This window comes from Pseudomonas sp. PA27(2017) (assembly GCF_001945445.1).
Lineage (GTDB): Bacteria > Pseudomonadota > Gammaproteobacteria > Pseudomonadales > Pseudomonadaceae > Aquipseudomonas.
The window spans coordinates 45,036-67,665 of record NZ_MSXW01000023.1 but is presented as its reverse complement, the minus strand read 5'-3'; the positions used below and the strand labels follow the sequence as shown (position 1 = coordinate 67,665).

Here is a 22,630-nt window from a genome sequence, read left to right as displayed (position 1 = left end):
CGACGCTGTTAAACTGCCGCACTTTTTGCGGAGCCCGACCATGACTGCCACGCCTTACGCCCAGGTATTGTTCGCCGGCCCTGATCTGCTCGACGGTTCGTTCGCCGAGCTGTTTCGCGCTCGGCTGGTCGAGCTGCGGGGCGAGGCGGCGCTGGCCGATATCGTCGACACTGGTGCGGGCTACGACGGCCTCTGGCAGCGCCTGGGCGAGGGCAGCGGCACCTGCCTGGTGATCGACCTGGAGTCACAGAGCAGCAGCCAGCATGTCGACTGGCTACGCAGTGAATTGGCGGCCAAGACCGATCCCCAGCGCATCTTCGTCACCAGCCTGTTCGGCCAGCTCGATGCCGACGCGGCTGGCGCTGCCTGCGCGCTGATCGATCGCCCGGAATTGCACCTCGGCTGCGTCGACGTGCCGGAACTGCCAGGCAGCCACGCCTGGTCGAAAATCCCCGCCCACCAATACCGCGTGCTGCTCTGCAACGGCCCGCGCTGCACCCGGCGCGGTGCGCTGCCCCTATGGAAAAAGCTGCGTGAACAGGTCAAGGCCGCCGGCAAGCTGGAGTGCGAAGGCGGTGTGCACATCACCCGCACACAGTGCCAGTTCCCCTGCGACCAGGGCCCGACACTGACGGTTTATCCACAGGGCCATTGGTACCAGCTGCGCAGCGACGAAGATGTGATCCGCCTGGTCGACGAGCAATTGGTCGCTGGGCGTGCGGTGCCCGAGTTGATGATGTCGCGGCCCTAGCCCAGTTTCACGCCGGCGGCATCTTCCCGACTCACGCATGTTTCGGGCTAACATGCCGGCATCACAAGAATTCGAGTCATGCATGACCGCCCTGTTTCTGCGCTATCGCATCGTTGCCATCGTGCTGCTGGTGATCGTCGGCCTGGCCGTCAGCCTGTGGCTGGCCAGCCGCTACGCCGAGCAGCGGGCCTGGGAGGATCGCAGCAGCGAGGCCCACGGCCAGTTGCAGCTCTATGCGCAATCGATCCAGACCCTGGTCGACCGCTTTCGCTCGGTACCGCAACTGCTATCGATGGACGGCGACATCCAGGCTCTGCTGCATGCACCGGATGATCCGCAACTGCGCGACAAGCTCAATCGCCGCTTCGAGATGCTCAACACCGCTGCCGGTGCCAGCGTGCTCTACCTGATCGACCGCCGCGGCCAGACCCTGGCGGCCAGCAACTGGAACGAGTGGAGCAGCTTCGTCGGTAGCAACTACGGCTTTCGTCCCTATTTCCAGGATGCCCTGCACCGCACCGCCGGCCGCTACTTCGCGGTCGGGGTGACCACCGGGGTGCCCGGCTACTTCCTTTCCCACGCGGTGTACGACGACGACGGCGCGGTGATCGGCGTGCTGGTGGTCAAGCTCGAACTCGAGGAACTGCAGCGCGAATGGGTCGGCCAGCCCGGTGTGCTGCTGGTCGCCGACAGCTATGGCGTGGTGATTCTCAGCAGCCGGCCTGCCTGGCGTTTCCTAGCGTTGGAGGAACTCGACGAGCTCGATCACGCCGAGCTGGTGGAGGTGCGCAAGTATGCCGAGCGCCCGCTGGAGGTGCTGTCCACCGAGCCGGGCCCGTACTTCGAGGGCAATGCCGACTGGATGAACATCGACGGCCCCGATGGCCGGCAGAGCTACCTGTGGCAGCGTCAGGAGCTGAGCAGCGAGCAGTGGACGCTGCACCTGCTGATCGAGGAAAGCAGCCTGGGCGACACCGCGCGCAGCTATCGACTGGCCGCCGCCGGCGTTTGGCTGACCCTGGTGTTCCTGGTGCTGTTCCTGCTGCAGCGGCGCAAGAACCAGCGTCTGCAGGCGAGCATTCGCGAGAATCTCGAGCGTGAGGTGACGCTGCGTACCGCCGAACTGCGCGAGGCCCAGGAAGGCCTGGTGCATGCGGCGAAGATGGCCGCGCTGGGGCAGATGTCGGCGGCCATGGCCCATGAGATCAACCAGCCGCTGACGGCCATCCAGATGCATCTCGGCAGCCTTGGCCTGCTGCTCGACAACGGCCGTGAAGCGGATGTACGCGCCGGCCTGACGCGCATCGACGGCCTGCTGCAGCGCATGGCCAGCCTGACCGGCCACCTGAAAACCTTCGCCCGCAAGAGCCCCGCCGGGCTCAACGAGCGGCTGCTGCTCAGCGATGTGCTGGAGCAGGCGTTGCTGCTGCTGGCGCCGCGGTTGCGCAGCGAGCAGGTCGAATTACGCCGCGAGATTCGCAGTGAGGCGCGGGTCTCCGGCGATGCCATCCGCCTCGAACAGGTGGTGCTCAACCTGCTCAACAATGCCCTGGACGCCATGGTCGACAGTCCGCGGAGCCTGCTCGGCGCCGCGATCGAAGTGCAGGGCGATAGCTGCGTGCTGCAGGTCAGCGACACGGGCGGCGGTATCCCCGAGGAGCATCTGGGCAACGTCTTCGAGCCATTCTTCACCACCAAGCCGGTGGGCGAGGGGCTGGGGCTGGGCCTGGCGATTTCCTACGGCATCGTGCGCGACCTGGGCGGCAGCCTGGAGGCACGCAATGGCCCGGACGGCGCGCTCTTCATCCTGCGTCTGCCGCGTGATTACTGCGTTGTGTAACTGGGTTTGAACTATATCTGAGTCAATAGGGTGGTAGGTTTCTTACCTGTTTCGAGCGGATACGGCTGAAATAGTTGCTTTTATAGAGGCTCAGATCATTTCTGGAGAGCTGTACTCAAAGTCTAGTTATAAAGTGAAGGCTCTAGTTACAGATGTTCTGTTGAATTGGGCCGTTAGCTCGGCGTAAAAATGCACAACGGATGAACCTTAAATACGGAAGCTGCTCTTGCTAGGATCAGCCAAAACATCGACTGCGAGCACGCCGCTCTTTCGCCCCGAGGTTAGTCCACTCGGCCAAACGCGTACGCTCGGTGCGGTTCTTATCCATCAGCCTCTTGGCTATTCGATGTCAGCATTACTTGCATTCTCGCTGGTGCTGTTAATCACGGCGTTCGCTTATTTTGGGTCTTACACTAGAAAGACCACCGTAATTGGACTATTAATGCCTGAGCAAGGCATGTTCCGGCTAGCCTCGAGTGGTGAGGGTTACATTACGAAGGTAAAGGTGAGAGAAGGTCAATCAGTTGAAGCAGGAGATGTTCTTTTTGTTCTGTCTGGCGAACGAATCAGTACCACTGGCAGTATCCATAAGTTTATTTCCGAGCAGCTTGAGCAAAGACAGCTTTTGCTCGAGCGTAATCGTGCATTGGTGAATGAACGCAGTCATGATCAACTCAGTATACTTAAACTGCGTGCTCGTACCATCGATGAAGAGCAAGCCCGTCTAAGTGAAGAAGTTTATTTGTTGGAGCGGCGTATTGAGCTCTCTCGAACAAATTTAGAGCGTCAGCAAGAATTGGTAGCAGAAAAATTTATCTCGTTAGCCCAGTTTCAGCAAAGCGAAGCGGATCTATTTACGTTACAGGGACAGCAACAGAGCTTGAAACGCACCCAAGCCAATCTGCGGCGTGAACGCACAGAGGTTCTGGCGCAACGGCGGGATATCGAACATCGTCATCAAGCCGAAATATTCGAAATTGACAGCACTATCGCTGTGATTCGGCAGGAGCAAGCTGAAAATGATGTGCGTACTGAGCAAATCATTGCAGCCCCCTTCAATGGTGTGGTGACTGGTTTAAATGTTCAACTTGGCCAGCAGGTAACTGCCGGTACGCTGCTAGCCAGTGTGGTTCCTAGTCAGGTAAAGCTGGCTGCGAGTGTTTATGTATCGGCCCGTAAAGTCGGTTTTATCGAGCGTGAGCAAGCGGCTCTAATTCGCTATGCTGCTTATCCTTATCAGAAATTCGGGTCGGCTCGAGCCGTGGTGCGGGACATTGTCCTTAGCCCTTATGCACTACAGGAACTACCTGCCCACGTCGCTAGCGTGTTGCAGACTGACGAAGGATTTGCAGAGCTATTTTATCGTGTAAGCCTAGAGATCGAATCCCAAGACTTTTTGGTTTACGCGGAGCATCAGCCTTTGCAGATGGGTATGTTACTGGAAGCAGATATTATTCAAGATAAACGCCGAATCTATGAGTGGGCCTTGGAACCAATTTATTCGGTTACCGGAAAATGGGTTGCTCAGTGAGAGGAATGATTTTTAAGCGATTTCGCTTCTTCCAGTGTCGTCTGTTTACCATCCAAGACCACTTCAAGAAGCTTTCCAGGTGGTGGTCGTTGTAACTATACACATTGCTAAGTACCGGCTGAGCAATGGTCAAGGTTATCTAAATCAGCGCTTAAGTATGTGTTGCGCCTGTACCTGATTACCGCATTGGCTTGTCTAGCTGGCTGCAGTTGAAGGTGACTATAACTGGTTTCGAGGGTGGAGAAATTAGCCAAGCATTCGAGGAATTAAACACGATGCAGGTTGGTTGGTTCTATTTAGAATTATTTCATGCCATTGGCGTTCAGGTTAATATCATTTCTTGTATGATCAAATGATCTTATACGTGCCCTATCATCATGTTCCGAATTGTGTGTCGACCTCGACCGTTCTTGAATCTGAGAAAAGCCCTTGCAACAGAAAACAATATGTTCGTCTGTTTCGACGGTATGTGTGAGTATTTTTTTACGTACAGCGGATTCTTCGCAAAGCTTTAAAAGCTATTGGCTTCGCGGCAATGGAATAACATTGTAGAGTGTAATTATTCTGTTCTCGATTTTCAAAATTGAGGTATCGATTAACTGCAGTATATGAACATACTGTAAGTGGGTTTTGACGGCGTATCCGATATTTTAGGAGGTTAAGTGTCTTTTTTTAGTGAGTTGATGTTGAACTTGTTAGTGATGGGGCTTGTTTGTTGCCTCCTGTATGGTAGCTATCAGGTTTTTTTATTTTTAACTAAAGGTATTAAAAGAAAAGAGTTAAGCTATTTGGAAACTATGATTTTAATCATATTGGCAATCATTTTAGGCAATATGATTATGTCGCTGGCTATCAAAGGTTGACTTTAAATCTGGAAAAAAGGAGTGTAATGATGCGTGAGTTAACAATGCAAGATATGCAGATGGTTGTCGGTGCGGTCGGGCCAGTCGGTGCTGTCATTGGCGCCGCGAGTGGAGCGGCGGCATATTATGGATATTCAGGTGCTTCAGGATCGGGAAGTTTGGCCGGGCTGGCAGGGGCCGTAGTTGTAGGCGGTATTACCGGCTTTATAACCGGCCCTGCTGTAACTGGCTTCATGCAAGGAGGCACTGCCACAATTGTGGGTACTCAGGCAGGATTCTATGGCGGTATGGCGGGGGGTATGGTCGAGCGCGGTTTTAATGCTGCAGGAACTAACTATAACATCTCTGGTACAGGGTATCAATAATAGTAATGTCCGTTATTGATATCTGGAGAATCCAATTTCATGGATGAATTTATGAAATTTTGCAGGTTTCATTGTTAATGCATCGTTTTACGATGATTTGGCACAGTATTAATTAGACCGAGGGTAGAGCTATGGCTAGTTGATAACTAGTCGCGGTTCGTTACGACCGATGAATATGAACTTTGGTTTGTCTGCAGCTCAATTTCATACGCAATATCAGGAGAAGAAACCTCTGCTGATAAAAAATGCTGTTTCACTCGGGTTGTTTGGGTGGGATGATGTTAACCAGATATTTGAGCGTAGCGATGTGGCTTCCGAGGATTTCAAGTTATCATATGACGGCATACGACCCAAGCAAGAGTACGTAGAAAGTTACTGGGATATCGGCACACTACGTCATCGCCTAATCAAGCCTGTGCTTTACGATTATCTTCGCCAAGGCGCAACATTGATCGCCAATAAAATTGCTAATGAGCCGCGAATAAACCTTTTTTCCCGGCAGATTGCACAGTTTACTGGTCGGCAAGTGGTCAATAGTGCCTACGCAGCATTTGGAAGTCGCGACTCATTTCGAGCCCATTGGGATACCCGGGATGTATTTGCTATTCAGCTGATTGGTCGCAAGCGCTGGATTGTGTACGAGCCAACATTTGAAGCGCCGCTATTTACTCAGCAAAGTAAAAATTACGAAGACCTCTATCCATGTCCGGAGGTACCGTATATGGACTTCATACTAGAAGCCGGAGACGTTTTTTATCTGCCGCGTGGCTGGTGGCACAATCCTTTGCCGCTGGGAGAGCCAACTTTTCATTTGGCGATGGGCACTTTCCCGGCATACACCATGGATTATCTTGGTTGGATCATGCATCAATTGCCACAGTTCGTAGAGGCGAGACAGTCATTAAGTCAGTGGCGAAGCGATCAATCTGCGCTTATCGATATGGCACGTTTGATTAATGGACTTATTAAGGATCCCAAAACATATCTGCAGTTCATGGACGATTTCACAAGCGCTACTAGGGTTGAGTCGCCTTTGGCAATCGAGATTTTCGGCGACCCGGCCAGCCGCCTATTAGATGATCAAGCGCGTTTACGCCTCAGTGCTCATCGTGTTCATGGCTTGGATGACGGGTATGTGATTGCCAACGGTTCCCGGCTAAGTTTGGACGAGGAGGGGATAAGTTTGATTCGCGCGATTGTTGAGCATCCCGATATCACTATTGCGCAGCTGAGGGCCGCCCAAGCAATGCCAGATGATGCACAGCTGCGCAAGCTGGTTGCCGATCTCTGCCGGCAGGACATTTTAGAGCTTGTGCGTGGCTGATCAGGCTATCTAATGAAATCTATTTTGCAAGCGGAAAGCCAGGAGTGTGGCTTGGCATGTCTGGCGATGATTGCGCATCACCATGGTCTACAGCTCGATTTGCCGAGCTTGCGGCGGCGCTTTTCGATTTCGCTCAAGGGCACCAATCTGATGCAGTTGGTGCAATACGCGCAGAACCTAGATTTTTCCTGTAGGCCCCTGCGTCTTGAGCTCGAAGAGATGGGCAAACTCAGGCTGCCTTGTATCTTGCACTGGAACATGAACCACTTTGTAGTACTGGAGAAATTTCAGCGTAACCGCTTGCACATCTTAGATCCTGCGAACGGTAGGCGCAGCCTATTCCTTTCAGAAGCTTCTGGATACTTCACCGGTGTGGCCCTAGAACTTAGCCCCAATGCCGCTTTTCAGACCACCGACCGCAAAGCACGGGTTCGACTTTCTGATCTGACTGGTCGGGTAACAGGGCTTAAGCGAGCGCTGAGTAACATTTTTTTACTAGCGCTTGCGCTTGAAATAGTGACACTCCTAGTTCCGCAGGTGACCCAATGGGTGGTCGATGGGGCACTAGTATCGGCAGATCGCGACTTATTGCTGATTGCCATACTCGGCGGATGTTTGTTGGTAATGACTGACTTCGTCCTCCGAATGGCTCGCGGCTGGATGGGGTTGCGTCTTAATCAGCAATTGGCCATGCAGTGGTCAGGTAACCTTTTCAGCCACTTACTACGTTTACCTTGGCAATTTTTCGAAAAGCGCCAACTGGGTGACATTACAGCCCGATTCCAGTCGATGTCAGCCATTCGTAGCGTGTTGACTAACGGCGCGACAATGGTGGTGCTCGATGGCCTCGTCACATTCATTACGCTTGGCATGATGTTGCTTTACAGCCCCAAGCTCAGTGCCATTGTAGTTGTGGCATTGCTATCGTACGGAATTTTGCGAATTATATTTTACCAACCGCTACGCACAGCTTCGGAAGAGCGCATTGTCATGGCCGCTCGCGAGAACTCCTATTTTCTGGAAACAATCCGTGCAGCGCAGTTACTCAAACTTTTCAATATCTCCTCGCTGCGCCTCGCTACTTGGCAAAATTTGTTAGCCGATGTGCAAAACCGTGATGTGGCTACGCAGAGGCTGTTGTTGATTTTTGCCAGCCTCAATACGTTGATCTTTGGACTAGAAGGGATGCTGTTGCTATATGTAGGCGGCGTTGCAGTACTGGAGCGTGAACTGTCACTGGGCATGTTGCTTGCCTTCATCGCCTATAAAAGTCAATTCACCAGCCGAGCCAGCCAACTAATCGACATGGGCGTGGAGATCCGTATGTTGTCGCTTCATGCCGAGCGGCTAGCGGACATCGCCTTAGAGCCGGCTGAACTGGATAGCAAGCTGGAAACTGATTTGACACGTCTTGAGCCGCGCATTGAGCTGCGTGATGTTTCATTTCGCTATGCCGGAGGTGAACCTTGGGTGTTGCGCAACCTGTCTCTGAGTATCGATGCTGGCGACAGTGTGGCGATCGTTGGGCGTTCCGGGTGTGGCAAAAGTACGCTGTTCAAGTTGCTGCTTGGTCTGTTGGCGCCTACCGAGGGCGAGATACTCATCGGCGGCATTCCCTTGCGACAGTTGGGACCGCAAGCGTTGCGAAGCTTGGTGGGTGCAGTAATGCAGGAAGATCAATTACTGGCCGGTTCGCTGGCGGAGAACATTGCCGCTTTTGATCCAAGCGCAGACCAGCAGCGGGTCGAGGAGGCGGCGCGTAAGGCGCATATTCATGAAGCCATCATCAGGATGCCTATGGGCTATCAGACATTAGTCGCAGAGATGGGCAGCGGTCTTTCGGGCGGACAGAAACAACGTTTATTGCTTGCTCGCGCTCTATATAAGCAGCCACGCATTCTCGCGTTGGACGAAGCGACAAGTCATCTTGATTTGCATAGTGAGCAGCACGTGGTGCAGGCGGTGCACCAGATGTCAGTAACACGGATCACTATCGCCCACCGACGCGAAACGATAGCTTTTGCTAGAAGGCTTATCTGTCTTGAGAAGGGTGATGTGGTTGAGGATGTGCGTCTCGATCAACAGCAGGCCATTACCTGATGTTCGGGGTGATTGCTCGGCTCCTGATAGTCGGAATTTTAGGAGTTATAGGAGCGACAATGGCGCAGGCAAATGATCTGTTGGGAGCTTATCGACAGGCATTAGAGAACGATGCTCTATATGCTGCAGCCCAAGCGGAGCGTCGTGCTGGTCAGGAGCGAGAGAGCATGGGCTGGGCCGGCATACTGCCGCAGATATCCTTCGATGCCCAGACCAGTTGGAGTGAGACTGAGTACGAAGTGGCCAATGGCAATGTGGAGCAGCGCCAGCAAAACCGAAGTTATGGCGTCCAATTAGTGCAGCCGCTGTTTCGTTGGCAGAACTGGATCGAGTACCAGCAGGGTAGCCTTCACAAGGCGTTGGCAGAACTGCGAACTCGCACTACTGTGCAAACGCTAATCATGCAGGTGGCGCGAGCCTATTTTGAGGTTTTGCATGCCCAAGATGTCATTGAGGCCATATTGCAGTTACGGGTCAGCGATTATGAGCAACTGGTCAGTGCGCGCAAAAATTTCGAGCTAGGCAGCACAACTATCGTCGATGTGCATGAGGCGCAGATGAGCTACGACAGTACTAACGCGCAACTGATCAAGGCCCGGAGCGATTTAGGTATAGCGCGTCACGCGTTATCGCGGATTACTGGCCGACCAGCACAGGAACTCGGTACGCTGCGTGAACGGATTAACCTCTTGTCGCCCGAACCCATTGATATCGAAACCTGGGTCAATGCGGCCGAGCGAAGCAGCCTTGAAGTGCAGATTCAGGAGCTGACGGCTGACATTGCAAAAAACGAGGTGCGCAGTCGCAAGGCTGAGCACCTGCCTAGCATCGACGTAATTCTCAGCCAGAACATGCAGCAGAACCCCAATGCCAACACCCGGCAAAGTGAGTCTGCAGCCATTGGTCTGCGCCTTAGTATGCCGTTGTACAGCGGTGGGCGGCTTTCGGCGTCAGCGCGCGAAGCGGTGGCGCTGCACCAGCAGGCTGAATATAAATTGTTGGACGCGCGCCGATCATCTGCACTGGCGACGCGTGAGGCCTGGGCAGGTGTAACCGACGGAGTGGCGCAAATCGAAGCTTTAAAAGTCGCGCGAGTTTCAGCCCAATCTGCGGTTGATTCCAATCTCTTGGGCTATAAAGCCGGCATGCGCGCCAGCGCCGATGTATTAAAGGTGCAGAGTCAACTTAGCGAAATCATTCGGCAACTGGCAAAAGCCCGCTACGATGTGTTGCTCGCTCAGTTGCAGCTCAAAGCCGTCGTCGGGGTTCTAGAAGAGCATGACTTGGCTGAAATCAGTACATTGCTGCAGTGATTGGCAGTTATTGCCACGATGGCCTTATTTATATTGTTCGGGTCGTAAATTTTTTGATGGACGCTATGTTTTATTTAGGCATTCATAATGCGTTTCGGCAAGAAAGCTAATCGGAAGATGGCTATTTGATAAGGTCTCATGTGCTGCGGAAATTATTGTAATGATGATCCTGCGCACGGGACTTAAAGTACCTGGCCGACGCTAGATCTTCGCCCTCAGAGCCGTAACTGGTTAAGTTTATCCAGCCGTGTACTAGCAGCTGGTTTCTCGTCCCGTGCTCAATCGGTTCGCAACTTAGCGGTCTAACTTGGAATTTTCAGAGTGTCAGCTAGAGCGAGAATCCAGGCCATATAATCTTTGACGTTACGGGTACATTCAGCGATGGGCGAGTACCTTGCGATTACAGCGCTCTTTCACAATCTCGGCTGCAACCGGATCACAGTCATTATGGGTGGTGGTTTAGCGTTAGGTTACGTGGTGCGTCACAGTCTTGTCGGTTACAAGGTCTAGGCGGTGCGAGAAACTGGGGGAGACCAGCGGTATCGACTTTACGAGCAGCGGATGAATAGCGCGACCTGGGCGGCAGCCTGGAGGCACGCAATGGCCCGGACGGCGCGCTTTTCATCCTGCGTCTGCCGCGCGCCGGGTGAACCTGGCATTTCGTGTAACACCCATCAGCTACCGCTGTTGTGATCCGGGGATACACTGCCCCTTCCAGGGCCTTTTCGAGGCCTGGCAACCCAAAGCCATGCAAGCCAGGCTGCCCCATAAAAATAGACGTGGAGCGCCGGAGTCGCGCTCGACTTTGCGAGCTGTAAATGAGCAGTCCGACTGGGCTGGTATTCCATCCTGTTCCTGACGCGGTATGGCGCGAAGCGCAGCAGATCCTGAACAGGCTCTAAAAGTAAGGAGGTCTCATGGCAGGTCAGGTAATCGTCGTCGATGACGAAGCAGCGATCCGCGAGGCGGCGCAGCAGTGGCTGGAGCTGTCTGGCTTCAGCGTGCAGACCTGTGCCACCGCGGATCAGGCGCTGACGCTGCTCGATATCGACTTTCCCGGCGTACTGATCAGTGATGTACGCATGCCCGGCACCGATGGCCTGCAGCTGCTGGGGCGTGTGGTCGAGCTCGACCGCGATCTGCCGGTGATCATGATTACTGGCCATGGCGACGTACCGATGGCCGTGCAGGCGCTCAAGCAGGGCGCCTATGACTTCATCGAGAAACCCTTCACCCCGGATCGCCTGCTCGACACCGTGCGCCGCGCCCTGGAAAAGCGCCGGCTGATCTGCGAGAACCGCGCCTTGCGCCAGCAATTCGCCCTCAAGGACGGGATCGCCGCGCAACTGCTCGGCGTGTCGCGGCCCATGGAACGGCTGCGCCGGCAGATTCTCGACCTGGCCGGCACCTCGGTGAACGTGCTGATCCGTGGCGAGACCGGCTCGGGCAAGGAGCGGGTGGCGCGCTGCCTGCACGATTTCAGCGAGCGTGCCGACAAGCCGTTCGTGGCGCTCAACTGTGCGGCGATTCCCGAGCACCTGTTCGAGAGCGAGTTGTTCGGTCATGAGAGCGGCGCCTTCACCGGCGCCCAGAACAAGCGTGTCGGCCGTATCGAGCACGCCCACGGCGGCACGCTGTTTCTCGATGAGGTGGAAAGTCTGCCGCTGGCGCAGCAGGTCAAGCTGCTGCGCGTGCTGCAGGAAAAGACCCTGGAGCGGCTCGGTTCCAACCGCAGCATTCAGGTCGACCTGCGGGTGATCAGCGCGGTGAAGCCGGACTTGCTCGATGAAGTGAGAGCCGGGCGCTTTCGCGAGGATCTGTTCTACCGGCTGAATGTCGCCACGCTGAAGATACCGGCACTGCGTGAGCGGCGCGAAGACATTTCGCTGCTGTTCGAACACTTCGCCGAAGAGGCCGCCAAACGCTACAGCCGAACTCTCGAGCCACTTACGCCTGCCAAGCTGGCCGCGTTGCTCGGCCACGAATGGCCGGGCAACGTACGCGAATTGATCAACGCTGCCGAACGCCATGCGCTGGGGCTTAGCGACACCGGCTCGCGGGAGGGCAACCAGTCCCTTGCCGGGCAGATGGAAACGTTCGAGGCGCAATGCCTGCATAACGCGCTGCTGCGTTGCCGCGGCAGCATTGTGAGGACCATGGAACTGCTGCAACTGCCACGCCGCACGCTCAACGAAAAGATGCAGCGCCACAGATTGCAGCGCAGCGCCTATCGACCTGCCGGGAGTAGTGACGAGGATTGAGTCGCGGCTCAGAGGACGGTCGGGCTCGCTGCTGGGCTGAAGCCCACCCTACGATTTGACGGCGGCCTTTGTAGGTCATTCAAACGATTGGGAGCTGCCATTGGCCTGCTTTTGTGGGAGCGGGTGGGGACGCCTAGTCCATGCCCGCGACTCGCGCGCATGGCGCGCTCCCATAGGTAGTGCGCTGGCAGGTCGCTTGAAGATCATTCCCACGCTTCGCATAAGCGGAGTTCTGCCGATTGCCGCTTGGCCAATAGGCGACCTTTCGCTGCTTTCTCTCTAGTGATCTTCCAGAAACCGCTCTGGCTTGCGGCTTTTCTTCGTTGGCACGACACCTGCTATGGCTGCTGGTAACCGGACATTCAAAACCGGCTCTCTGACAAGAATAATCACGGAGAAACACCATGCGACTGACCAAGCGCGTCACCCTGTTCGCGGCTGCCGCAGCCTTCACTGCCAGCACCGCGGTACTTGCCGCACCGACCTTCATCAACGTGCTTACCGGCGGCACCAGTGGGGTGTATTACCCGATTGGCGTGGCCATGTCGCAGCTGTACGGCAGCGGTATCGAGGGCGCGAAAACTTCGGTCCAGGCCACCAAGGCCTCGGTAGAAAACCTCAACCTGCTGCAGTCTGGTCGTGGCGAGATTGCCTTCGCCCTGGGCGATTCGGTCGAAGACGCCTGGAACGGTGTCGAGGATGCCGGCTTCAAGGCGCCGCTGACGCGCATTCGCGCCATCGCCGCCACCTACCCGAACTACATCCAGATCGTCGCCAGCAAAGAATCCGGCATCAAGACCCTGGAAGACCTCAAGGGCAAGCGCATCTCCGTAGGCGCGCCGAAGTCCGGCACCGAGCTCAACGCCCGGGCGATCTTCGAAGCTGCCGGCCTGAGCTACAAAGACATGGGGCGCGTCGAGTTCATGCCCTATGCCGAGTCGGTCGAACTGATCAAGAACCGTCAGCTGGACGCCACTCTGCAGTCCTCCGGCCTGGGCATGGCGGCGATTCGCGACCTGGCATCGATGGTACCAATCACCTTCGTGGCCATCCCTGAAGAGGTGGTGGCCAAGATCGACAGCCAGGCCTATCAGGCCAAGGTCATCCCGGCTGGCACCTACGACGGTCAGGATCAGGACGTACCGACCGCGGCCATCGTCAACCTGCTGGTCAGCCACGAGAAGGTCTCCGATGACGTGGCTTATCAGATGACCAAGTTGCTGTTCGACAACCTCCCCCGTCTGCGTACCGCCCACTCCGCGGCCAACGACATCAAGCTGGAAACTGCCACCGAAGGCCTGCCTATCCCGTTGCATCCGGGTGCCGAGCGTTTCTACAAGGAAGCCGGCGTACTCAAGTAACGCGCAGGGTAGAGCGGACGGCCGTACGCGCTGCCCGCTCGCCTGTCGGGTCGGCGCTTGGCCATGCTCCTAGGCAATGGCCCGCCGTTATTGCAGCTGCATCGAGAATCTATCCATGAGCGATCATCCAGGTCTGACCGGCAATCCCAGTCAGTGGCCCAAGGCCGTTTTCTACGTCGCGATCCTGTTTTCGGCCTACCAGATCATCGGGGCCGCCTTCCATCCGTTCTCCAGCCAGGTACTGCGCGCCGGGCACGTCGGCTTCGTGTTGCTGATGGTGTACCTGTGCTTTCCGATGCGTGGCCAAGGCCGGCCGTGGACGCCGCTGGCCTGGACGCTGGGCCTGGCGGGGCTGGGCACGGCGATTTACCAGTGGTATTTCGAGGCAGAGCTGATCCAGCGTTCGGGCGACCTCACCCCTTTCGATATGGTGGTGGGGGTGACCCTGCTGGTGCTGGTGTTCGAGGCGGCGCGGCGGGTCATGGGCCTGGCCTTGCCGATAATCTGCGGTTGCTTCCTGGCCTACGGCCTGTTCGGCGAGCACCTGCCGGGCGACCTGGCGCACCGTGGTTATGACTTCGATCAGATCATCAACCAGCTATCGTTCGGCACCGAAGGTTTCTACGGCACGCCGACCTATGTCTCGGGCACCTATATCTTCCTGTTCATCCTGTTTGGGGCGTTTCTCGAACAGGCGGGGATGATCCGACTGTTCACCGATTTCGCCATGGGCATGTTCGGCCATAAGACCGGCGGCCCGGCCAAGGTTTCGGTGGTGACCTCGGCGCTGATGGGCACCATCACCGGTTCGGGCGTGGCTAACGTGGTCACCACCGGTCAGTTCACCATCCCGCTGATGAAGCGCTTCGGCTACAAGGGCACCTTTGCCGCGGCGGTGGAAGCCTCGGCCAGCATGGGTAGCCAGATCATGCCGCCGATCATGGGCGCCGTGGCGTTCATCATGGCCGAGACCATCAACGTGCCGTACGTGGAGATCGCCAAGGCGGCGTTGATCCCGGCTCTGCTGTGGTTCGGTTCGATCTTCTGGACCGTGCACCTGGAGGCCCAGCGCCTCAAACTGGTCGGGCTGCCGAAAGACGAATGCCCGGACCCGTTCGCAGCCATCAAACAACGCTGGTACCTGCTGATTCCGCTGGGTGTGCTGGTTTATCTGCTGTTCGCCGGCTTCACGCCGATGTTCTCCGGCACCGTGGGCCTGGCCCTGACGGCCATCGTGATCCTCGGTACGGCGATCGTCATGCGCGCCAGCAACCTGTGGCTGAAGATCGCCTTCTGGATCGCCCTGGGGCTGGTCAGCTCCGGCTTCCTCAAGTTCGGCATCGGCGTGGTATTCGGTGTGATCGCCTTGCTGGTCGCCGGCTGCTTCTACGTCAAGGGCGGGCGGGAAACCCTGCGCGCCTGCGTGTGGGCGCTGGCCGAAGGCGCGCGCCACGCAATTCCGGTGGCGGTGGCGTGCATCCTGGTGGGCGTGATCATCGGTGTAGTCTCGCTGACCGGCATCGCCACTACCTTCGCCGGTTACATCATGGCCATCGGCAAGGACAACCTGTTCCTGTCGCTGGTGTTGACCATGCTCACCTGCCTGATCCTCGGCATGGGCATCCCGACCATTCCCAACTACATCATCACCAGCGCCATCGCCGCGCCGGCGTTGTTGGAGTTGGGCGTGCCGTTGATCGTGTCGCACATGTTCGTCTTCTACTTCGGCCTGATGGCCGACCTGACGCCACCAGTGGCATTGGCCTGCTTCGCCGCGGGTTCGATCGCCAAGGAGAACGGTCTGAGGATCAGCCTGTGGTCGGTGCGCATCGCGGCGTGCGGCTTCGTCGTGCCGTTCATGGCGGTTTATGACCCGGCGCTGTTGATGCAGGGCGACGACTGGGGCGCGATTCTCTACATGCTGATCAAGTCGGTGTTTGCCGTCGGTTTGTGGGGCATGGCAGTGGTCGGCTACTTCTCGGCGCCGATGCGTGCGTGGGAGCGGCTGCTGGTGTTCGCTGCCGGTGCGTCGCTGGTGATTCCGGCCTCGGTATTCAGCTACGACCTGCTCGGGCTGTATAGCGTGACCACCGATGAAATCGGCTTCCTGGTTGCCGCTGCGGTGATCGCGGTGCATATGCTGCGCGCCCGTCGCCAGCCGGCCATGGCGGCCGCTTGATTGGCCTTTGCCTGGGCCTGGCGGGAACGGTATGGGCGACGCTGCCCGTGCCGTCCTTCACCCTGGCTTGGGACCACACGATCGAGAAGATCCGCTGGGAAGAGGACTACCGCGTTACGCCGGGCGGGCTGCTGCTCGGTGAGGCGCGGGTACGGGGTAGCGGCGCCGGCATGGAGATCCCGGATGGTGCCGTGTTGCGTGAGGGGGCCTGGCATTACCAGCGCCAGGTGCCACCGCTGCAACCGCTGCGCCTGGGGCGTACGCCCGAGGCGGGCGACTACCAGCTATGCGATGCCGTGGGCTGCAAGCCTTTCAGTGAGTGGCTCGGGCCGCCGACGGCGAGCCAGCCGGTGGTGGAACTGTGGAGCTGTGAGAGTGACCGCTCAGCAAATTCGTAGGAGGGGCTTTAGCCTCAAGCTTTTTATCAAGGCAAACAAAGGGCTCGAGGCTAAAGCGGAGCGCCGCCCGGCCCCTCCTACAACGATATACGTGTTGCTCTAACCTGCAGTCCCACGCCTCATGTGTGCCAACTCCGCCCGTAACGCCTTCAATTCTTGAAGAATCATCTCCTCGCGCTGTACCCGCGCCTCGGCTTCCGTGTCCGGCCCCTGGGCATCCTCCATGGCGTTGACCAGCACCGCGATGAACAGGTTTAGCATCATGAAGGTGGCGATCAGCACGTAGGGAATGAAGAATAGCCAGGCCAGCGGATAGACCTCCATGATCGGCCGCACCGTACCGCTCGACCAACTGTCCAGGGTCATCATCTGGAACAGCGAATACAGGCTGGCGGTCAGGCTGCCGAACCATTCAGGAAAGCGCTCGCCGAACAGCTGCGTGGCCATCACCGCCGACACGTAGAAGATCAGCCCCATCAGCATGATGATGCTGCCCATGCCGGGCAGCGAAGCCAGCAGCGCCTGCACCACCTTGCGCATGTTCGGGTTGATCGACACCAGGCGCAGTACCCGCAACACGCGCAATGCACGCAGCACGCTGAACGGCCCGCTGGCCGGCACCAGGGCGATGCCCACCACGATGCAGTCGAACACCGCCCACGGGTCGCGCAGCAGGCCAATGCCTCGGGCCGCGAAACGCAGCGCCAGTTCGACCACGAATACCGCGAGGATGAACATATCCACAGGCAACAGCAGCCACCCCCACTCGGCGACGATTTCCTTCGAGGTCAGCGCGCCGAGGATGGCGGCGTTGATCAGGATCAGCACGGTGATCAGGCGCTGCACGGGCTTGCCGTCCATGACCACGGCCAGTTTCTGGCGCCAGGCGTTGGAGGGCAGGGGGGAGGTTACGGGGCTCATGATGGGGTCGGCAGTTGCTGTCGGGCTGCCGAGGGTAAATAAGCGCCGCGGCGCTGCAAAGCGTCAGGCGTCCGCTTTGCAGACCGCTTTATCGCCAAATGTGTAGCTGCGGATTGCCGAGCACGGCGCCGATCATTAGCCTGCGCTATTCGCCACGAGGCCCGGGCCTCTCAACACGACGGATCACGGCATGAGCGAGCAAGGCAGCAACATCACCTATTACCTGGAAATGCACAGCGCCGAGCAGGTGCGCGGCAAGCCCATGCCTGACGATCTGCAGGTGGTCGAGTGCCGCATCAAGCAGTTCCAGCTCAACCGTTTTCTTTATCAACTGGTCGGGGAACCCTGGGAGTGGACGGACAAGTTGGCCTGGTCGGCCGAGCAATGGCGCGAGGCGATCGAACGTGACGACCACCGCACCTGGGTGGCCTACCACGGGGGCGCCATCGCCGGTTACTACGAACTGCAGCGTGATGCCGAAGGGGCAGTAGAGATCCTCTACTTCGGTCTCGCCGAAGCGTTTTTCGGCCAGGGTTTCGGCGGCCCGCTGCTGACCCACGCGCTGCAGTCCGCCTGGGCCTGGCCCGGCACGAAAAGGGTGTGGGTACACACCTGCAGCCTCGATCACCCTAGTGCGCTGGCGAACTATCAGGCACGCGGGCTGCGGCTTTACCACCAGGAAGTGGAAGTTTGATCGCCGCCATTCTATGGAGACATCCCGGCGGCACTGCTGTCGGAGTTTAAGCGAGCCACCGCAGTGGTCACTCAACGGAGTCCCGTATGCCCATGCCTAGTTTGAAAATCCTGCCTTTTTGCCTGCTGGCACTGCCTTTCATGGCGTCCGCCGAGCAGCAGATCCAGCCCGGTCTTTGGGAAATCACCTCGAAGAACATGCAGCTCGGTGGCAAGACACTGCCGAGCAGCGACGTGATGCTGCAGCAGTTCAAGAGCCTGCCCCAGGCCCAGCGTGAAATGATGGAGCGAGCCATGGCCCAGCAGGGTATCCAGCTCGGCGAAAAGGGCGTGCAGTACTGCATCAGCCAGGCCCAGGTCGATGCGCAGAACATCCCCCTGCAGGACCCCAACTGCAGCCAGCAGATCACCTCCCGTGATAACGATCGTTGGGTATTCAACTTCACTTGCCCACAGGGCCGCGGCCAGGGCGAGGCGCACTTTCTCGGCGACAAGTCGTTCACCACCAAGGTCAGCGGTGACTTCGACAGCGGCGCGGGCCGTCAGCAGGGCAGCATGGAGTCCGAGGCACGTTGGGTGTCGGCTGATTGCGGCGCGTTGCGTCCGCGTCAGTAACCTGAAGCGACCAGCGGCGGTCTAGAGCCGCTGCTGGATCACTCGCGGATCATTGTCGAAATCGGCCAGCTGTTCGGCGCTGCCGGTGGTGATCAGCGTCCAGCGGGTGTTCAGGGGCGTCCAGTACTGCTGCTGGTCGCGGCCCAGCTTGCTGGCATCGGCAAGCACGAACACTTCCGCCGCCTGACGGATCATCAAGTCCTTGAGATAGGCCTGGCTGGCGCTCGCTTCGCACAGGCCGCGCCCGGCGACCACGCCATCGGCGCTCACGAACACCTTGTCGGCGCTCAGCCGTTCGAGCATCGCCATGGCCGCGGGGCCAAAGGTGGCCATGCTGCCGGGACGCAGGTCGCCGCCCAGTACCGTCACCCGCCCTTGTGGCAGCTCGTGCAAGGATTCCAGGGCCAGCAGGTTGTTGGTGATCACGTGCAGGCCGGTGCGTTCGCGCAGCAGCCGCGCCAGGCTCGCGGTCGAGGTGCCGCCGTCGAGCAGCACGGTATCGTTGTCTTGCACATGGGCCAGTGCGGCGCGGGCGATGCGCTCCTTCTCCAGGCTGGAATGGCTGCTGCGCTCTTCCAGCGAAGCTTCCGGGGCATGCTTGCCGATGTGCGCGGCGCCGCCGTAGGTGCGCATGATCATGCCCTGTTCGGCGAGCGAGGACAGGTCGCGGCGCACCGTGGCTTCGGACACGCCGAGCGAGCTGCACAGCGTCTCGACGTTGACGTTGCCGTTGTTGGAGAGCACCAGCTCGAGAATGGCCTGGCGGCGTTTGGCGACTTTCATGGCGATCCTTCAGGGAGAGGCGGCTGCACTGTATCACTTACCGCCTGGCCAGCTCACAACGAGGCACCGCCGCAGATCACCAACTGCTGACCGGTGATGGCGCCGGCGTCGGGGCCGAGTAGAAAGGCGGTCATGGCCGCCACTTCACGGGGCTGGATAAAGCGCCCGATGGGCGGCTGGCGCGGCGGCGTGCCCTGGCGGGCCGGATCGATCAGCATCGGCGTTTCGGTGGCGCCCGGGGCGACCAGGTTGACGGTGATGCCCCTGGGCGCCAGCTCGATGGCCCATGAACGTACCAGGCCGATCAGCGCGGCCTTGGTGGCGGCGTACTGACTGCGGCCCGCTGCGCCATACATGGTGCGACTGCCGACCAGCACGATGCGCCCCGGTGCACGCAGGCGGCCGAGCAGGCCGTTGACCAGTTGCGTGGCAGCGCTGACGTGCACCTGCCACATGGCCGCGCCGTCCTCGTCGCGTAGTTCACCCAGGGGCGCGGTGCGCATGAAGCCAGCGGCATGGACGATGGCGTCCAGTGCCGGGATATCGGCCAGGGTGCCGGCCAGCGAGGCGTTGTCGGCCAGGTCCGCAGCGACGAAACTCAGGTTCGGGTGTTGCAGGCTCGGCGCGCGTCGGCTCATGCCGATTACCTGCCAGCCGTCTTCGAGCAGGCGCAGGGCAATGGCTTCGCCGATGCCCGAGCTGACCCCGGTGACCAACGCGCAGCGGCGGTCTTCACTCATCTGGATTCTCCACGCAAAAGGGGCGCCACCAGGGCGCCCGTTGGCTCTAGCGGATAGCCGCCAGGGGAATATGCACGTGTTTGATCTTCTGCCGGAAGTAGGTAAAGGCCACGTGCAGGCTACCGTCACGAGCCTGGATGATGCTCGGGTAAGAGAACTCGCGGTTGAGCTTCTCCTGGGAGTTGTTGGTCATGCAGAAGCCATCGCCGAGCTCGATATCTAGACGCAGCGGCCAACTGCGTCCTTCATCGGCTGAAATCGCCAGGCTCATGGGCGCCCGTGGGATGCCCCACACGGCGCCGCGACCGTCGGCATTGACGGTCGGCGTGACGCGCTCGTCGCCCTCGTCCTCGATCTCGTCGTACAGCGAAGCGCGGCGCTGCTCGATACCCTCGGCGTTGATCGGGTTGTAGACCAGCGCCAGTTCGCCGCTGGCCAGGCGGATGTACTGGATCGACGAGTTGTTGTTCGGCAACTCCGTGGGCGCCGGTACGCTCCAGGTGCGGCCCAGATCGGTCGAGCGGCTGGCATAAACGTTGTCCGCCCAGCGGCTGCGGAACAGGCCCAACAGGCTGCCGTCGGTCAGCTGCTGAACGTTCATGTGCACGGCGCCGGTGCTCTGCGGCACATCGTGGCGGCTCCAGGTGCGGCCCTGATCGCTGCTGATCATCACCGCGCTGACGTCATGGTTGCCGATCCATTTCTCGCCCGGCTGGGTGATGCAGTACCACACCGGGAATACCCAGTCGCCGTTGCTCAGCACCGTCGGCGGGTGACGCACGAAGGTGCCCACCTCGTCGAACAGCGTCTCGATCGGGCCCCAGGTCAGGCCGCCGTCCTCGGACAGGCGACGGCGCACGATGGCGGTTTCCTGGTTGCCGGAAACCTGGGCGGTCCAGATCAGCCACAGCGGGCCATCTGGTGCCTGGAACAGGATGGGATTCTGTTCCGAGCGGCTGGCGTCTTCGGACATCTTCTGCGGCTCGCTCCACACGCCGGTGGCCGGGTCGCGGCGCGACAGCAGCACGAAGATGTCGGCCATGCCTTCCTGGGTGCCGGCGAACCAGGTGCACAGCAGGGTGCCGTCGGCCAGTTCATGCAGATTGGCGGCATGGTTCTGGGCATAGGGCGTGGGCAGGTAGGCGTCGTGGCGCTGTTCAAGAGTTGGCATTGGAAACCTCCGAAGCGTTGGCGTCGGCCTTGCTGCGCGGCAGCAGGCGCTCGATGCAGATCACCACGGCCGGGGTGATCAGGGCGATGTACATGTTATCGATGCCGTACGGGTTGCCCATCAGGTACCACACGCTGGTGGTGACCGTGGCGGCACCCAGGCCCCAGGTCGCGCCGCGGCCGGTGGCGAACAGCGGCAGGTAGATGGCCACCAGGGCAATGACGGTGATCGACAGGCGCAGGGCGCGGGTGAAGAACGACAGGTTGAGAATTTCCGGCGCGGCGAACACGAACACCAGGGGCACGAAACCGACGATCAGGCTGATCACCTTGGTCATGCGGAACTCGCGCTCGGCGTTGGGCTTGCAGATTGGCACGTAGAAGTCGCGCACCACCAGCGAGGTGATGGCCAGGGCCACGGCGCTGACGCCGACGAACACCGAGGCGACCAGGGAGATGGTGACCACACCGGCCATCCATGGGCTCATCGACTGCAGGAATACCGGCAGGGCATAGAGGCTGTCCATATCCGGGTGCAGGTACTTGGAGACCACGCCAATCACGCCCAGGGCGATGGAGATCGGCAGGCACATCAGGCCAGCCCACAGCGCGGCGTTGCGTGCGGACTTGGCGCTCTTGGTGGTGCTGATCGCCTGCATGATGTACTGGGTGGAGAAAATCGCGCCCACGGTGCCGATGATCCAGGCCATTACCTTGGAGCCACCGATGGCGCCATCCCAGGTGAAGTAGTGCGCTGGCAGGCTCTGGTGAACCTGGTCGAAACCGCCGGCCAGCTTGAGGGCGATCCACAGCACGATCATCACCCCGGCGTATTTGACGACGGTGTGCAGCACGCTGATGTAGGCCACGCTCTTCATGCCGCCGAAGGCGTAGTAGAGGGTGCTGACGATGGCGGTGATGAAGGCGGCGGTGGGCAGGTTGATGTGCATTACCGTGGCGATGGCCGCCGCGCCGCTGACGTAGTTACCCACGTTCACCAGCAGCAGGGCGTAGATCATGATCACCGAGACCATCATCTTGGCGCCATAGCCGTAACGGCGCTCGATGAAGCCAGAGATGGTGTATTCGCCGGAGCTGTAGAGCTTCCTGGCCATCAGGATGGCGAACAGCGGAAAGCCGATGGCGGCGGCGACCACCGCCCAGGCCGCGGCCATGCCGCTTTCGAACGCCGCCTGGGCGGTGCCGATGGTGGATTTGGCGCCGATGTATTCGGACATCATCAGCATGCCGACGATGAAGGCAGGCATGCTACGCGAGGCGACCATGTACTGTTCGGTGTTCTTGCTGCGAATGCGCATCGTCAGCCAGGAAGTGAACAGGATGTAGACGACCACCATGCCGATGATGATCAACGTGCCTTGGGTGTTGAAGGTTTCCATCATTCGCTCCGATTGTTCTTGT

At 58.8% G+C, this 22,630-nt stretch carries 18 protein-coding genes; 13 read left to right on the top strand and 5 right to left on the bottom strand.

The annotated features are described in order from the left end of the window. Positions 1 to 40 precede the first annotated feature (40 nt). The 11 genes from BVH06_RS12685 (at position 41) to BVH06_RS12635 (ending at position 16,286) form a co-directional block, all read left to right on the top strand. Positions 41 to 751: a ferredoxin gene (locus tag BVH06_RS12685; protein WP_075934293.1), complete on the top strand. Its 711-nt coding sequence runs from the start codon at positions 41 to 43 to the stop codon at positions 749 to 751. Between the two features lie 82 nt (positions 752 to 833). Continuing rightward, positions 834 to 2,591 carry an ATP-binding protein gene (locus tag BVH06_RS12680; protein WP_075934292.1) on the top strand — a complete coding sequence of 586 codons (1,758 nt, stop codon included), beginning with the start codon at positions 834 to 836 and terminating at the stop codon, positions 2,589 to 2,591. A gap of 346 nt (positions 2,592 to 2,937) precedes the next feature. Then, positions 2,938 to 4,122 (top strand): HlyD family secretion protein, encoded by a 1,185-nt coding sequence (locus tag BVH06_RS12675; protein WP_083652019.1) that lies wholly within the window; start codon positions 2,938 to 2,940, stop codon positions 4,120 to 4,122. A gap of 892 nt (positions 4,123 to 5,014) precedes the next feature. Beyond that, positions 5,015 to 5,350 carry a hypothetical protein gene (locus BVH06_RS25405; protein ID WP_139315632.1) on the top strand — a complete coding sequence of 112 codons (336 nt, stop codon included), beginning with the start codon at positions 5,015 to 5,017 and terminating at the stop codon, positions 5,348 to 5,350. A gap of 169 nt (positions 5,351 to 5,519) precedes the next feature. Beyond that, entirely contained in the window at positions 5,520 to 6,674 is a 1,155-nt protein-coding gene (locus tag BVH06_RS12665; protein WP_075934289.1) for a JmjC domain-containing protein, read from the top strand. A gap of 12 nt (positions 6,675 to 6,686) precedes the next feature. Next, entirely contained in the window at positions 6,687 to 8,774 is a 2,088-nt protein-coding gene (locus tag BVH06_RS12660; RefSeq protein ID WP_075934288.1) for a peptidase domain-containing ABC transporter, read from the top strand. 59 nt (positions 8,775 to 8,833) lie between these two features. Then, a complete protein-coding gene (locus tag BVH06_RS12655) occupies positions 8,834 to 10,087 on the top strand; it encodes a TolC family outer membrane protein (protein WP_168172909.1) in 1,254 nt (417 codons plus the stop codon). 917 nt (positions 10,088 to 11,004) lie between these two features. Further along, positions 11,005 to 12,348: a sigma-54 dependent transcriptional regulator gene (locus BVH06_RS12650; protein ID WP_075928968.1), complete on the top strand. Its 1,344-nt coding sequence runs from the start codon at positions 11,005 to 11,007 to the stop codon at positions 12,346 to 12,348. Between the two features lie 404 nt (positions 12,349 to 12,752). Beyond that, positions 12,753 to 13,709, top strand: a complete 957-nt coding sequence (locus BVH06_RS12645) for a TAXI family TRAP transporter solute-binding subunit (RefSeq protein ID WP_075928967.1) — start codon at positions 12,753 to 12,755, stop codon at positions 13,707 to 13,709. A gap of 115 nt (positions 13,710 to 13,824) precedes the next feature. Continuing rightward, the gene (locus BVH06_RS12640; RefSeq protein ID WP_075928966.1) at positions 13,825 to 15,888 is read left to right on the top strand and encodes a TRAP transporter permease; all 2,064 of its coding nucleotides are present in this window, start codon (positions 13,825 to 13,827) and stop codon (positions 15,886 to 15,888) included. After that, positions 15,885 to 16,286: a DUF1850 domain-containing protein gene (locus tag BVH06_RS12635; RefSeq protein ID WP_075934287.1), complete on the top strand. Its 402-nt coding sequence runs from the start codon at positions 15,885 to 15,887 to the stop codon at positions 16,284 to 16,286. Before BVH06_RS12640 ends, BVH06_RS12635 begins: the two co-directional genes overlap by 4 nt. Positions 16,287 to 16,385: 99 nt before the next feature. Here BVH06_RS12635 and BVH06_RS12630 read toward each other — a convergent pair whose 3' ends face one another. Next, a complete protein-coding gene (locus BVH06_RS12630) occupies positions 16,386 to 17,207 on the bottom strand; it encodes an ion transporter (protein ID WP_075934286.1) in 822 nt (273 codons plus the stop codon). Positions 17,208 to 17,397: 190 nt separating this feature from the next. On the opposite strand from BVH06_RS12630, the gene BVH06_RS12625 reads away from it, so the two are divergent. Together BVH06_RS12625 and BVH06_RS12620 are read left to right on the top strand one after the other, a co-directional pair. Then, on the top strand, positions 17,398 to 17,901 hold the full coding sequence (locus BVH06_RS12625; protein WP_075934285.1) for a GNAT family N-acetyltransferase: 504 nt from the start codon (positions 17,398 to 17,400) through the stop codon (positions 17,899 to 17,901). Positions 17,902 to 17,993: 92 nt separating this feature from the next. Then, on the top strand, positions 17,994 to 18,515 hold the full coding sequence (locus tag BVH06_RS12620; protein WP_256575174.1) for a DUF3617 domain-containing protein: 522 nt from the start codon (positions 17,994 to 17,996) through the stop codon (positions 18,513 to 18,515). 21 nt (positions 18,516 to 18,536) lie between these two features. Here the strand turns inward: BVH06_RS12620 and BVH06_RS12615 are convergent, their stop codons facing one another. The 4 genes from BVH06_RS12615 to BVH06_RS12600 are packed head-to-tail and all read right to left on the bottom strand — an operon-like array spanning position 18,537 to position 22,608. Next, positions 18,537 to 19,298: a DeoR/GlpR family DNA-binding transcription regulator gene (locus BVH06_RS12615; protein ID WP_075934284.1), complete on the bottom strand. Its 762-nt coding sequence runs from the start codon at positions 19,296 to 19,298 to the stop codon at positions 18,537 to 18,539. 53 nt (positions 19,299 to 19,351) lie between these two features. Further along, entirely contained in the window at positions 19,352 to 20,038 is a 687-nt protein-coding gene (locus tag BVH06_RS12610; RefSeq protein ID WP_075934283.1) for an SDR family NAD(P)-dependent oxidoreductase, read from the bottom strand. 46 nt (positions 20,039 to 20,084) lie between these two features. Continuing rightward, entirely contained in the window at positions 20,085 to 21,209 is a 1,125-nt protein-coding gene (locus tag BVH06_RS12605) for an exo-alpha-sialidase (RefSeq protein WP_075934282.1), read from the bottom strand. Then, entirely contained in the window at positions 21,196 to 22,608 is a 1,413-nt protein-coding gene (locus BVH06_RS12600; RefSeq protein WP_075928959.1) for a sodium:solute symporter family protein, read from the bottom strand. The genes BVH06_RS12605 and BVH06_RS12600 overlap by 14 nt, the downstream gene beginning before the upstream one ends. Positions 22,609 to 22,630 lie beyond the last annotated feature (22 nt).